Annotated in this window: 14 protein-coding genes; 4 read left to right on the top strand and 10 right to left on the bottom strand. The window is 54.1% G+C overall.

The window, feature by feature from the left end:
* Nucleotides 1-17: 17 nt before the first annotated feature.
* The 6 genes from QUD59_RS17095 to QUD59_RS17070 form a co-directional block, all read right to left on the bottom strand.
* Nucleotides 18-806 carry a metallophosphoesterase family protein gene (locus QUD59_RS17095; RefSeq protein WP_286238458.1) on the bottom strand — a complete coding sequence of 263 codons (789 nt, stop codon included), beginning with the start codon at nt 804-806 and terminating at the stop codon, nt 18-20.
* Nucleotides 803-1,723, bottom strand: a complete 921-nt coding sequence (locus QUD59_RS17090) for a diacylglycerol/lipid kinase family protein (RefSeq protein WP_286238457.1) — start codon at nt 1,721-1,723, stop codon at nt 803-805. Before QUD59_RS17090 ends, QUD59_RS17095 begins: the two co-directional genes overlap by 4 nt.
* Before the next feature lie 152 nt (nt 1,724-1,875).
* Nucleotides 1,876-2,520 (bottom strand): response regulator, encoded by a 645-nt coding sequence (locus QUD59_RS17085; protein ID WP_286238456.1) that lies wholly within the window; start codon nt 2,518-2,520, stop codon nt 1,876-1,878.
* Nucleotides 2,517-3,803, bottom strand: coding sequence for a HAMP domain-containing sensor histidine kinase (locus tag QUD59_RS17080; protein WP_286238454.1), 1,287 nt, complete (start codon nt 3,801-3,803; stop codon nt 2,517-2,519). The genes QUD59_RS17085 and QUD59_RS17080 overlap by 4 nt, the downstream gene beginning before the upstream one ends.
* Nucleotides 3,804-3,941: 138 nt before the next feature.
* The gene (locus QUD59_RS17075; protein ID WP_286238453.1) at nt 3,942-4,577 is read right to left on the bottom strand and encodes a response regulator; all 636 of its coding nucleotides are present in this window, start codon (nt 4,575-4,577) and stop codon (nt 3,942-3,944) included.
* A 157-nt stretch (nt 4,578-4,734) separates the two neighbouring features.
* On the bottom strand, nt 4,735-5,172 hold the full coding sequence (locus QUD59_RS17070) for a cupredoxin domain-containing protein (protein WP_286238451.1): 438 nt from the start codon (nt 5,170-5,172) through the stop codon (nt 4,735-4,737).
* Nucleotides 5,173-5,346: 174 nt separating this feature from the next.
* Here QUD59_RS17070 and QUD59_RS17065 point away from each other — a divergent pair, with 174 nt between their 5' ends.
* From QUD59_RS17065 to QUD59_RS17050, 4 genes are all read left to right on the top strand, one after another.
* Nucleotides 5,347-6,516 carry an ABC transporter substrate-binding protein gene (locus tag QUD59_RS17065; protein ID WP_286238450.1) on the top strand — a complete coding sequence of 390 codons (1,170 nt, stop codon included), beginning with the start codon at nt 5,347-5,349 and terminating at the stop codon, nt 6,514-6,516.
* 18 nt (nt 6,517-6,534) lie between these two features.
* A complete protein-coding gene (locus QUD59_RS17060) occupies nt 6,535-7,506 on the top strand; it encodes a YVTN family beta-propeller repeat protein (RefSeq protein WP_286238449.1) in 972 nt (323 codons plus the stop codon).
* An 89-nt stretch (nt 7,507-7,595) separates the two neighbouring features.
* Nucleotides 7,596-8,327: an ABC transporter ATP-binding protein gene (locus tag QUD59_RS17055; protein ID WP_286238448.1), complete on the top strand. Its 732-nt coding sequence runs from the start codon at nt 7,596-7,598 to the stop codon at nt 8,325-8,327.
* Nucleotides 8,324-9,109 carry an ABC transporter permease gene (locus QUD59_RS17050; RefSeq protein WP_286238447.1) on the top strand — a complete coding sequence of 262 codons (786 nt, stop codon included), beginning with the start codon at nt 8,324-8,326 and terminating at the stop codon, nt 9,107-9,109. The genes QUD59_RS17055 and QUD59_RS17050 overlap by 4 nt, the downstream gene beginning before the upstream one ends.
* Before the next feature lie 3 nt (nt 9,110-9,112).
* On the opposite strand, the gene QUD59_RS17045 is transcribed toward QUD59_RS17050, so the two are convergent.
* Genes QUD59_RS17045 through QUD59_RS17030 form a run of 4 tightly spaced genes read right to left on the bottom strand, consistent with a single transcriptional unit; the run spans nt 9,113 to nt 12,610 of the window.
* A complete protein-coding gene (locus QUD59_RS17045) occupies nt 9,113-10,291 on the bottom strand; it encodes an MFS transporter (protein WP_286238446.1) in 1,179 nt (392 codons plus the stop codon).
* A gap of 33 nt (nt 10,292-10,324) precedes the next feature.
* Nucleotides 10,325-10,975: an ABC transporter ATP-binding protein gene (locus QUD59_RS17040; RefSeq protein ID WP_286238445.1), complete on the bottom strand. Its 651-nt coding sequence runs from the start codon at nt 10,973-10,975 to the stop codon at nt 10,325-10,327.
* Entirely contained in the window at nt 10,968-11,741 is a 774-nt protein-coding gene (locus tag QUD59_RS17035) for an ABC transporter permease (RefSeq protein WP_286238444.1), read from the bottom strand. The genes QUD59_RS17040 and QUD59_RS17035 overlap by 8 nt, the downstream gene beginning before the upstream one ends.
* Complete coding sequence (locus tag QUD59_RS17030; protein WP_286238443.1) at nt 11,738-12,610, bottom strand: ABC transporter substrate-binding protein; 873 nt, start codon at nt 12,608-12,610, stop codon at nt 11,738-11,740. Before QUD59_RS17030 ends, QUD59_RS17035 begins: the two co-directional genes overlap by 4 nt.
* Nucleotides 12,611-12,614: the final 4 nt, after the last annotated feature.

Here is a 12,614-nt window from a genome sequence, read left to right as displayed (position 1 = left end):
TTGAGCAGGAGGTGTGGTCAGTCCCAGCCTCCCCGGCCGCGCCTGAAACTCTTAGCCTGACGCTCACTGAACCTATTGCCGTCCCATTCCATGACGCTGATGCGTAGCTGCTGACGATCCCCTTCGATGATATTAAAACTGTTCGCCTGCCCCTTCACCAACCGGTTGGATATACTGGTCCCCGCATGCGAGATGATCACCCCCTCCTGTATTTTGAAAAATGGCAGATGTATGTGCCCTCCCAGTATCAGATCCACACCGGCGGCGTTAAGCGCCGGCAGCGCCTCTTCATAACCCCCGATAAGCTGACGCCGGAGACTGAGGGTGGGCAACCAGAACGGATGATGCGCAACCATGATGCGCAGGTCGGTTTCTGCAGCGGTAGCCGCCTGCCGGGCAACCATCTCTGTCTGATCCTGATTAATACGCCCTCTTGACCAGTCCAGATACCAGCCGAATCGTCGGGCGGAATTCACGCCCATTACCCGCAATCCCGGCAAACGGGTATCCGGTTCCAGTTCGGGGTTGATATAGCGGCGCCACTTACGCCAGGGATAAAACAACCGCTCTGCAAGATGATAAGCGGTAATGTCGTGATTACCGGGGATGACCAGACTGGGCCAGATCAACCCGGCCAGAAACCTTTGCGCTTTCCGGTATTCTTTGTGGGTCGCCCTCTGGGTGAGATCGCCACTGATCACCACCAGATCCGGATCAAGCTCTCCCAGAGTATCAAGTAACCCCGCCATAACCTCTTTGTTATGCCGGCCAAAATGTAAATCTGAAATATGTGCAAGACGGCTCACTTCTGCTCTCCGGGACAAAGCAGCATGACCGATTGAGGCCTGATCCGATACTCAAGAGGGGGCGCCTCCTGACTCAGCTCACCATCACACATCACCGAGACCACCTTACGGTACTTTTTAAATCGGATGGCAACCTGAGTGGCCTCAAAACTGAGCAGGTCTTTATCGCCAAACCAGTCCCGGCTAAACAATCGCAGCACCATACGTGGCAGCGTCCAGAGCGAACGGTCGCGCACCGCATAGACACCAAGTACGCCACAATTGAGCTGGTTACGTCTGGGGATCAGACCACCCGAATCCGATAATCGATTATTACTGATGGAGATCGACCGGGTCTTCAACCGATGACAACGGCCATCCTGAACCAATTCAACCTCCATTGCCGGAAACTTGACTACAAAACGTAACAGGTAGAAGCACATCAAGGGCCAGCGAGACCAGGCACGATGTTGCCGCAGGGCTTCCCGCAGAGCGGTGAGGCGGGTCGACATACCAATATTCGACAGGCAGAGATAAGGCTTATCATTCATAAAGGCCATATCAATCAGAACCGGTCTGGCATTGACCAGTTGTTCTGCGGCCTCTGTGAGTTCCAGCGACATGCCCGCATCTCTTGCCAGCAGATTCATGGTACCAAGCGGCAGGATACCCAGTGGAATCTGCTCGCCTTCGAGCTGGCCGGCAATGCTGATCACGGTACCGTCGCCTCCCGCAACCCAGACCTGATCAACGGCCAGACGTTTGAGATGTTTTACTAAATTGACAGTCTTAAGTGCTGTCAACGGCAGGAAGCTTAACTGAATGGAAGCAGCGGACTGCTGCACCAGCTCGGTAAAAAACGGTTCAATGTTCTCAACACTGTTTTCGATAAAATAGCCCGAATTCGGGTTATAAATCAGCAGAACCGAACCGGTCATTGCAGCACCCCCTCAACGTAAGCCAGCCGGAATACGCACGAACAACGTCTTGAGCCGGCTTTAACAGCGTCCCGGCCCCGCCGGGAAACTACGGTTTACTGTGGAGTATATACCATCCCCCCTTCCGGTAACTGAGATGGCAACTCAGATGGCTACTGAATCTGGCCACCCACTTTGACCAACCCGGCCTCAATTGCCAGATGCACCAGTTCGGCGGTGGAAGCTATGTTCAGCTTGCTCTTGAGAATAGCGGTGTAATTGGAGACGGTTTTATTACTGATACAGAGCTGTTCGGAAATCTCTTTAGCGCTGTTGCCTTCGGCCAGCATCACGAAAATTTCAAACTCCCGCTGCGTCATATCATTCAGCCGCTTATCTTTCTGCGCCGGCCGGGATACCGCCAGCCGCATCGCCAGCTCGTGCTCCACATAAAGCTGACCGGCAGCAACCTTGTTGACCGCCTCAATCAAGATATCGGGTGTGCAGCTTTTGGTGATATAACCCCGCGCCCCGGCGTCCAGCGCCTGTGTTACAACGGGAATCTCATCATACATACTGAAAAACAGAATTTTCATCTGCGGATGCCGCTGCAGAATGCGCCGGGCGGTTTCAATGCCGCTGATGCCCTGCATATTGATATCCATGATCACCACATCAGGCAGTTCATTCTGACACTGGCTGCAGGCCTGATCACCGCTGCCGGCTTCCAGTACCGTGCAGGGCGCAAACATCGCAGAGAGCAGACTGGCGTAGCCCTGTCGTACCACTGCATGATCATCAGCAATCAGAATTTTCATAACACTTCCTCTTTAATGGGCATCTTCAACAGCACAACACTTCCCTGCCGGGGGTCACAACTGAAGCTCAGTTCACCTTGCATACAACGGGCCCGCTCCTGCATCGAACGCAGCCCGAATCCCGGCCCATTGCTGGCAATGCCCGCCTGACCGTTATCACTGATCCGGAGCTGTAACCGCTCCTCTGTAACCGTCAGCCGGATATCCACGCTGTCAGCGGCTGCATGCTGAGCTACATTGCTCAGGGATTCCTGTAAAATTCGATAGATATGAGTATGGGTCTCATCATCAAACGTAGGCAGAAACTCCGGTAAATTGAGCTCCACAGCAACCATCGGATGAATCTGGCGCCAGTTATCAACCTGGGTTCTGATGGCATCGAGCAGGCCAAGCTGCTCAAGAATCACCGGATGCAGCTCACGGATCAAACGACGGAAACTGTTCTGCATCGCATCACAATTCGCCGCGATCTGCTGGCCTACTGATGCCACCAGCTCAGGAACATGAGCACTTTGCTTGATTAGATACGCCTGGGCGCGGATGCCTGTCAGGTACTGACCAAGGTCATCATGCAGCTCGCGGGCAAGGTGAGCGCGCTCACTCTCCTGTATTCTCATCAATTCATGGGTGAGCACTTTATTTTCCTTTTCCGCCTCGCCGACTGCCTCAGCCATAGCATTAAAATGCTCAGATAAGTCATTGATCTCTTTTATAGAATACTTTTCAAGACGGGCCGTGTAGCGACCTTTTTCGATCGCATTGAGCGCGCTCAGGAAATCCGCTACGGGTTTCACACCCTGCCGAACACCAAGGGTAATGGCCAATGTAGAGAGCACCACACTGAGGCCGAATAACATTAAAATGTCCTGAACGGATTCCCAGACCTCTGCCAGCTCGTGACTGGGGTCCGCCTGAATTTTGAGGGCGCGCCCATCATCCAGATAACGGTAATAAACTTTGTCCTGCAGGGCTTCGAGCCCCGGAATCAGCTCTGCAAACCAGGCAGGCACTTCATCGGAGATCGCTTGTGCAACAGGCTCTTCAACCGCGGTAGGATCGATAATCTGCAGACGCACATGACGCACCTCGCCACGCAATACGGTACGCAACAGATGAGGATCATTGGCCGCACTGCTGAGAAGCTGATGACTGAAACTGATACCTGCCGTCACTTCCCGGCTGATATCTTTGTTTGCTTGCTGCAGCATCCCCTTCAGGGTAATAACCAGTACCAGGGTAAAAACCGCTGCCACAAGCAGATTTAATCGAAGAACCGCGTTCATTTGCCTACCTGTAATCTTGGCGCAATTTGCCAGAATCTAAGTATGCAAATGCCGGGGCAAAGGGCTGAACCCGACGTTGGATCTATTCAGACTACGACTTCAGTACCGGATTGCACCCGAGCCGGAGGCAAAAACAGCTCAGGGAGCGAATTTAACGACCCCGGCCTCCACAGCCAGATGCACCAGTTCAGCGCTGGAACTGATGCCCAGCTTGCTCTTGATGGTGGTCACATAGTTGGACACAGTTTTGATATTCAGGTCGAGGGTATCGGAGATCACCTGATTGCTCTGACCGCGGGCGAGCATCACAAACACTTCGAACTCACGCTGGGTCAGATCACGTAGCTTGCCGTCAGTGACGTTCTGGTTATTCAGCGCCAGCTTCATCACCAGATCATATTCGATAAAGATCTCACCTTTGGCGATACGACTGACCGCTTCCAGCAGAATCTGAGGCGAACCTGATTTGGTAATATACCCCATGGCGCCGGCATCCAGCGCCTGCTTCACCATCAGTGCTTCATCGTACATGCTGAAAAACATGATCTTTGCATCACGATCCTGCTCAAGAATACGGGTCGCCGCTTCGATGCCACTGATACCCGGCAGGTTGATATCCATAATCACCAGATCCGGCTTTTGCGCCGCATACTGTTCCAGCGCCTCCTCGCCGCTCGATGCCTCAACAATTTCGCAGGGTTCGAGGACGGTGGGCAGCACACTGGCATAGCCCTGACGGACGACAGAATGATCATCGGTGATAAGAATTTTCATCGGCTCTCTCAGGCAGGAATCAAGAGCTCCAATCCTACCACCGAACCGGGAAATTGTTTACCAAATTGAAGACTCATTCACTTAGCCCGCGTTCACAAAAAAACCGGTCAGCAGTGATGCTCAGACCGGTTTTATGATCAGATCGCAGAGAGGCTGACTACTTGATGTTAAACACCCCTTCCATGCCCTTCTCTTCCAGACCTTCGGCGTAGAACTCAAATTTACCCGGCTTGATCGGCACGAAGTAAATCTCGGCTTCGCCTTCCTGTTCAAACTCCAGCTCATTCAGGCTGGTTGCTTTAATCTCCATATCCCCAGCTTCGATTTTGCGCAGGAAAATCGTGCTGAAAAAATCCGGCGCTTTCAGGGCGTATTCTGTCTGACCGCTGGAAATAATTTTCAATTTGTAAGACTTACCGGTCTCCAGATTGTACTCGGTCTGGGAAAGCAGGTAGCGGTTGTCTTCGGTCCCCAGTACCAGATCAGGCAGTTTAGTCGGGCGGCGGGTCAGATCTCCTTCAGCCACTGCCACTGTGCTGCTGACAGCAATCAGAGAAGCCAGACCACAGGTCGCAAGAGATTTCATAAAATTCATAATAATCACCACTGATATTTTCGTCGGTTGTTTTTATGTGCTTTATGCTAAAGGCCATGTTGGGTAAAAGAATGCTACTTCAGAACTATTTGATTTGGACTTTCTTCATATTCCTGCGTCACGAAATCCCACCTATGCTGGGCATAAATCACAATAACGATTACAGACATTCCTATGCCTACTTTGCCAACAAAACTCAGTACCAGCGTCCTGCTCACGGGTCTGGCCCTTTCCGGCAGCGTCAGCGCCAATCTTGAGATCAGCATCAACTATCTTCAGCAGGAGGTAGATTCAGGCCCGGTTCTCTCCAATATTCTGCCTGAACCCGAAGACTCAGGTCTGCGCGGTGCCGAACTGGGTATCAAGGACAGCAACACCACCGGCCGTTTCCTCAAGCAGAAATACCTGCTGAACAGTATCAGCAGCGATCAGGCCGACGAACTGGTGAAACAGGCAACTGAACTGTATCAGTCCGGTCAGCGCTTTTTCGTGATTAACAGCCGCGCGGATACCCTGCAGAAGATTACTGCTGCACTGGGCCCTGAGGCGCTGATTTTCAATGCCGGCTCTGCGGATGACCGTTTGCGAAAGGAATCCTGCGACAGCCGGGTGCTGCACACCCTGCCAAGCCGTGCAATGTTAAACGATGCACTTGCTCAGTGGCTGAAAGCCAAACGTCTGAGCAAGGTACTGATCATTACCGGCCCGACCGACGAAGATAAAGCTTACTCCGCCGCCTTTAAACGTGCAGCCAAGCGTTTCGGCATCAAAACCGTGGCGGAAAAAGAGTGGTCATTTGATACCGACCTGCGACGCACCGCGCAGAAAGAGCTTCCCCTGTTCACTCAGGGCAAAGAATACGATGTTGTCTTTGTGGCTGATGAACGCGGTGACTTCGGTGAATATGTGCTCTACAACACCTGGCTCCCGCGCCCGGTTGTGGGTACTCAGGGCCTCTCCCCGGTTGCCTGGCACCGGGTTGTTGAGCAGTGGGGCGCGGCACAACTGCAAAGCCGTTTCGACAAGCTGACCGGACGCTGGATGACCAGCAAAGATTACGCAGCCTGGGCCGGCGTGCGTTCGGTGGCAGAGGCGGTCACCCGTACCGGCAAAGCGGACAGCACCACAGTCTCTGGTTACATCCATTCTGATCAGTTTGAACTGGCAGGCTTTAAGGGCCGCAAGCTCAATTATCGGGAATGGAACGGCCAGCTACGTCAACCGATTCCATTAGTACACCCCCGTTCACTGGTATCTCAGTCTCCGCAGGAGGGTTTCCTCCATCCGAGCAATGAACTGGATACTCTGGGGTTCGACAAATCTGAAGTTAAGTGCAGCAAATAATAAGGTTAAGGAGCTGTTATGAAATTTAAAAATTTACTCAAACCGGTGGCTGCGGCGATGGTACTCGCCTCCCCGGTTGCGATGGCCGAGCTGGCTTATGTTTCCAATGAGAAAGACGATACGATTTCGGTGATCGACCTGAACACCATGGAAGTCACCGATACCATCGAGGTGGGCGAGCGACCACGCGGCATTCTGTTCTCTAAAGATCACAAGAAACTGTATATTTGCGCTTCAGATTCGGACACCGTTCAGGTGATGGATCTGGCAACCAAAACCATCATTAAAGAGCTGCCCTCCGGCGAAGACCCTGAACAGTTCGCCCTGCACCCAAACGACCGTCACCTGTATATCTCTAATGAGGATGATGCGCTGGTGACCATTGTTGATACCGAGACCAGTGAAGTACTGGCCCAGATCGACGTAGGTGTAGAGCCTGAAGGCATGGCGGTCAGCCCTGACGGAAAAATCGCTGTAAATACCAGTGAAACCACCAATATGGTTCACTGGATCGATACCTCTACCTATGAACTGGTCGATAACACACTGGTTGATCAGCGTCCTCGTCACGTAGAATTCAGCAAAGACAGCAAGATCCTCTGGGCCAGCTCAGAGATCGGTGGCACGGTATCGGTTATCGATGTGGCAACCCGGCAGATCTTTAAGAAACTGAATTTCGAGATTAAAGGCGTGCACCCGGATAAGATTCAGCCGGTAGGCATCCGCCTGACCGACGATGGTCGCTATGCTTTTGTTGCACTGGGCCCGTCTAACCATGTTGCCGTGGTCAATGCGCAGACCTATGAGGTTGAGGATTACATTCTGGTGGGCCGCCGGGTGTGGCATATGGACTTCAATCAGGATCAGAGCATGCTCCTGACAACCAACGGCATCAGTGGCGACGTTTCGGTCATCGATATCAGCAAAATGAAGGCCGTTAAAAGTATTAAAGTGGGCCGCTACCCCTGGGGTGTGCGTGTAACGCCCTGATTAGCCCACACCTGAGTTAACAGGCCCGGCTGCCAGCTTCGTTTTAATACGAAATGGCAGCGCGGGCCTTTATCGGTTTAAGAGTAGCCATGAGTATCCGAGTAGAATCACTGAGTTTCAGTTATGGGCCACGTCAGGCCCTCAGCGATATCAGCTTCGAACTGAGTCCGGGCAGCTTCAATGCCCTGCTTGGCCCTAACGGTGCAGGCAAGTCGACCCTGTTCTCGCTGATCACCCGCCTGAATGCACTGCAGAGTGGCGATATCAGCATCGATAATCTGAGTATCCGCAAGCAACCTGCCGGACTGATGCGGCGTATTGGTGTTGTATTCCAGCAATCCACACTGGATCTGGATCTGACGGTTCGGCAGAACCTGCTTTATCACGCCTCTCTGCATGGCATCGATACCCGCACAGCCGAACAGAAGATTGACGCTGAGCTCAACCGCATGCAAATGACGGAACGGGCCAACGACAAAGTCCGTAAACTTAACGGCGGTCATCGGCGCCGGGTTGAGATCGCACGCGCCCTGTTGCATGAACCGGAGATACTGCTGCTCGATGAGCCCACCGTGGGCCTTGATCCCCAGACCCGGCGCAGCCTCAATCAGTACGTGCGCGGGTTGTGCCTGTCGCAGAACCTGACCGTGCTCTGGGCTACCCATTTGATGGAGGAGGTGCAGCCCGATGATCCGGTGATACTGCTGCATCAAGGTCGCATTCTTATCTGTGATCAGGCCCAGGCGATGCTGAACAGCAGCGGTGCAGATAATCTGACAGACGCATTCCACCAACTGACCGGTATACAGGAGGCCTCATGAGCGCTTTAGGTTACTGGCACTGTTTCCGTGGCATTCTGGTACGCGAGTTTCTGCGCTTTGTGCAGCAACGCTCGCGTTTTCTCAGTGCGCTGGTGCGCCCCCTGCTCTGGCTGATCGTGTTCGCTGCCGGTTTTCGCGCAGCGCTGGGGATCGCGATCATTCAGCCTTATGACACCTACATCACCTACGAAACTTATATCGCACCGGGCCTGTGCTGCATGATTCTGCTGTTCAACGGCATGCAGAGCAGCCTGTCGATGGTGTATGACCGGGAGATGGGCAGTATGCGTGTATTACTGATGAGCCCGCTGCCAAGGCCCTACCTGCTGTGCTGTAAGATGGTAGCCACGGCGTTGATCTCGCTGACACAGGTTTATGCCTTCCTCCTGATCGCCCTGCTGGTTGATGTGGAACCGCCCCTGATGGGTTATCTGCATGTGTTACCCGCCTTACTGCTGGTAGCTTTGCTGCTGAGTTCGCTGGGCCTGTTCCTGTCCACCCGAATCCGCCAACTGGAGAACTTTGCCGGGGTGATGAACTTTGTCATCTTCCCGATGTTCTTCCTATCCTCAGCGCTCTACCCGTTGTGGAAGATGCAGGAAGCCAGTGACTGGCTCTACTGGATCTGTCAGGTAAATCCCTTCACTCATGCAGTGGAACTGGTTCGCTTTGCACTCTATTCCCGGCTTAATCCTGAAGCGCTCGGAATTACCGCAGGCACCACACTGTTTTTCACACTGATGGCCGTCACCGGGTTTAATCCACAAAAATCCGGCCGCTGATCTTCACAGACCGGGCTGGAGCTTCTTGAGCCGGTAAAGGCTGAGCAGCCCCAGCACCGGCCCCGGAAACAACAACAGCATAATCCACTCCACTGCCAGCGATTCGAGTAGCATCGCGCTGATCTGCACCGCAACAATGGTAATACTGAAACCGACGGCATTAATCATGGTTAATGCACTCCCGACCACCGCTTTGGGTGCAGTCCGGGCAGAAAGTGCAGAAAACTGGGGTGAATCGGTTACCACCGCGATTCCCCATATCGTCCAGAACAGCAGCATCAAACCGAGTGACCACTGCATCGCCAGAGGTGACAGCAGACAACACAGGCCTGAGATAAGCAGCATCAGGCTGGCTACTTGACGACTGCCGATTCGTTGCGAGGCATAACCCCCCAGCACACAACCCAAACCACCGATCGCGATGATATAGAACGACCAGAACGGCGTGTTGATCTCAACGCCGTGATAGCTCTGCCAGGCATTCAGCCAGTAAGGCACCAGCGCCCAGACCGCATACAGCTCCCACATATGGCCAAAGTAGCCACCGGCCGATGCACGCAGAGGTTTGTGCCGGGCAGCCTGCCACAAATCCCTCAGTTTAAGTGCACCGCCTTTATGTAAGGCCGGGCCATCGGGAACAAAGATCAGCACCAGAAGCCCGCCAAGGACCGCACAGGCGCTACACAGATAGATAACCGGCTGCCAGCCGGTAAACGGCAGCGCCGAGAAAAAGTGTGCCGAAGAGGTACCCACTGCCAGCGCGCCAACCAGATAGCCGAGCGCACGGCCTAAGCCCTCCGGATACCAGCCGGTGGCAATCTTCATACCCACCGGGTAAACACCAGCCAGCAGCATCCCGCCCAGAAAACGCAACCAGAGCACCTCCTCCAGACGACTGGCCCAGAAGACGATCAGCAGGTTAAACAGGGCTGTGCCACAGGCACAGAGACAAAACAGTACCCGGGGTGAAAGCCGATCTGCCAGCGCCAACAGAGAGAACAAAAGTGCCCCCAGAATAAATCCAAACTGCACAGCATTGGTCAGCGGTGCCACAGCGCTGTCGGGCAGGCCCCACTGCTGTTGCAGAATCGGCAGAATGGCGTTGCCGGCAAACCAGGTAGAGGAACCCAGCAGTTGCGCAAGGACGATACAGGGTAATATATAAAACGGCCTTGCGCTCATCCTACTTCCTTATAATTCAGCCAGTTACAATAGTTAAATCACCTTTTTCCTGAGCAGCGATTCTAACCCGGTTCGGTCGGTTTGCTCCACCCTGCTATCGAGCACAATCCTCCCGGGTGATCCGGTCATGACAATAATCCGGTCCGCCAGTGCAAGCGCTTCATCAATCTGATGGGTGACGTAGATTAATGACCGAGCCGGATCATCGACGATCAGCTTACGAATCAGTGCCAGCATCTCATCGGCCGTATTCAGATCGAGCGACGCCAGTGGTTCATCCATCAGCACCAGTTCCGGCTGAATAAGCAGACAGCGAACCAGCGCAACCCGCCGCGCCATCCCGAGGGATATCTGGGTCGGATAGTAGCCGGTGTACTCAGCCAGCCCAACCTGCTGCAACAGCGATATAACCTTATCAGGGTCCGGTTCAACCAGTAACAGATTCTGCATCACCGTGCGCCAGGGAAGCAGACGCGGTTCCTGAAACAGATAGCCGGTATCCGGCGAACCCGCCTGCCAGGCGGGCGCACGTCCGAGACCGGCCAACTGATTCAGCAGTGTGCTTTTGCCGCAACCTGACGGGCCGAGAATACAGATCGTTTCGCCCGGCGCGACGGTAAAACCGATTCTGTCGAGAATGAGTCGCCCACCACCCTGCACGGGCTGGACCTGACAGTTAAACATGACTCACCTCCTGCCAGCGCGTAGCCTTACGATCCAGCGGCTGCAGAATAAACCATTCAATGAGCTGTACGATCAGGATAAAAGCAAAACTGTAGGCCAGAATCGTGGCCACATCGAACAGTTGAAATGCCAGATGAAGCTGGAAGCCGACCCCATCGGAGCGGCCCAGCAGTTCGACTACGAGCACAATTTTCCAGATCAGCGCCAGCCCACCGCGGGTCGCCACCATCACGTAAGGGAATAACTGTGGCCACCACACTTCCGTCAGCTTCTGACAGAAGGTAAAACGGTAAAGCCGGGCCATCTCCTCCAGCTTTGGATCAAACATCCTGCCACCTTCACGAAGCGCCACGGCTACGTTAGGCAGCTTATTGATAATCACGGCACTGACCGCAGCCACCTCTACCAGCCCGAACCAGATATATAAAAGAATAATCACCACCAGTGCCGGGATATTCAGAAGTATGATCAGCAGTGGATCAAGCAGGCGGTTAACACTGGCAAAGCGCCCCATCAGCACACCCAGTATGCCACCCAGAATCATGGCAAAGCAGAAACTGACGCCGACCCGCTCCAGTGTGACCCAGAGATTATGCAGCAGCCTGCCCTGCTGCCATTCAACCTGTATTGCCGTCATCACCTGCCCCGGCCCCGGCAATAAGGGATCCGCTACAAACCAGGCGGCCAGCCACCAGAACAGCAGCAGTACCAGTATAGCCAGCCACTGATCTCTGAGACGCTGGGCGTGCGTGCCAGATTGACTCATGGCTGCAGCACCAGGAACAGCTCAGGCGCCAGTTGATCGCCCCTTGGTTGCTGACGCAACTGATCGATTATCCGATAGAAGCGCGCCGCATCTGCGATCTGATCCGCGCTTATTGGCGCAGGTATCCCCTGACGATAACCGCTGACCAGCGCCTGAAAAATCGATTCTGAGCCGGCTTTCATTAAGGGTCGCAGGGTTTGCCAGTAACGCATATCAGCGTTCAACTGTTGCTTTGCTCCGGTCACCGCCCGGCTGAATGCTGCGATCAGCTCAGGGTGTTGTTCAGCATAAGTGGCCGGGAACAGGTAGCCGAGCATCGGCACCTGGCTCTTCAGGCCGAGCGACTGCATTAACTGCTCAAGGCTGATCAACACCTCGTAGCCCTCAGCCTGCAGACGGGCACCGTAGTGCCAGAAGGTCACCAGCAGATCAACCCGCCCCTTTTTCAGTGACTGGCTGAGCAACGGTGGCGCTCCAAACTGTATCTCTGCTTCCTGACGCAGGTTAATTCCCTGTTTAGACGCAGCAGCCTGCAGCAACACCCAGCCTTTATTCATCGGTCCGCCCGCTACCCCAATGCGTTTGCCACGCAGATCACGGATAGAAGTGATATTGCTACCTTTGGCCTTAACCAGATCGCCTATCTGACTGGAAAAAGGTAGGAAGCGCATGCCCGAACCCTGAGCATGTCGTTCGCTTGCCCAGAGCCAGTCCGAAACAATGGTATCAGCGCTGCCGCTGGTCAGTGCCAGGCTGGCGGCAGCAAGCGATGCCACGGGTGTAATCTCCAGCTTAAAACCATTCTGCAGATCCAGTTGCTGCCGGCTGATGTGCTGAAGTTCCCAGTTAACCGTACCTGTAGCCAGCACAGCC

Origin of the sequence: Neptuniibacter halophilus (genome assembly GCF_030295765.1) — a bacterium.
GTDB classification, from domain to species: Bacteria; Pseudomonadota; Gammaproteobacteria; order Pseudomonadales; family Balneatricaceae; genus Neptuniibacter; species Neptuniibacter halophilus.
Note: the sequence above shows the minus strand (reverse complement) of the source record. Positions and strands in the feature narration are given on the sequence as shown.

What these genes read in the sequence shown, in the direction of transcription:
- QUD59_RS17090 (WP_286238457.1), bottom strand. Translation starts at nt 1,723, where the DNA reads ATGACCGGTTCGGTTCTGCTGATTTATAACCCGAATTCGGGCTATTTT.
- QUD59_RS17085 (WP_286238456.1), bottom strand. Translation starts at nt 2,520, where the DNA reads ATGAAAATTCTGATTGCTGATGATCATGCAGTGGTACGACAGGGCTAC.
- QUD59_RS17080 (WP_286238454.1), bottom strand. Translation starts at nt 3,803, where the DNA reads ATGAACGCGGTTCTTCGATTAAATCTGCTTGTGGCAGCGGTTTTTACC.
- QUD59_RS17075 (WP_286238453.1), bottom strand. Translation starts at nt 4,577, where the DNA reads ATGAAAATTCTTATCACCGATGATCATTCTGTCGTCCGTCAGGGCTAT.
- QUD59_RS17070 (WP_286238451.1), bottom strand. Translation starts at nt 5,172, where the DNA reads ATGAATTTTATGAAATCTCTTGCGACCTGTGGTCTGGCTTCTCTGATT.
- QUD59_RS17065 (WP_286238450.1), top strand. Translation starts at nt 5,347, where the DNA reads ATGCCTACTTTGCCAACAAAACTCAGTACCAGCGTCCTGCTCACGGGT.
- QUD59_RS17060 (WP_286238449.1), top strand. Translation starts at nt 6,535, where the DNA reads ATGAAATTTAAAAATTTACTCAAACCGGTGGCTGCGGCGATGGTACTC.
- QUD59_RS17055 (WP_286238448.1), top strand. Translation starts at nt 7,596, where the DNA reads ATGAGTATCCGAGTAGAATCACTGAGTTTCAGTTATGGGCCACGTCAG.
- QUD59_RS17050 (WP_286238447.1), top strand. Translation starts at nt 8,324, where the DNA reads ATGAGCGCTTTAGGTTACTGGCACTGTTTCCGTGGCATTCTGGTACGC.
- QUD59_RS17045 (WP_286238446.1), bottom strand. Translation starts at nt 10,291, where the DNA reads ATGAGCGCAAGGCCGTTTTATATATTACCCTGTATCGTCCTTGCGCAA.
- QUD59_RS17040 (WP_286238445.1), bottom strand. Translation starts at nt 10,975, where the DNA reads ATGTTTAACTGTCAGGTCCAGCCCGTGCAGGGTGGTGGGCGACTCATT.
- QUD59_RS17035 (WP_286238444.1), bottom strand. Translation starts at nt 11,741, where the DNA reads ATGAGTCAATCTGGCACGCACGCCCAGCGTCTCAGAGATCAGTGGCTG.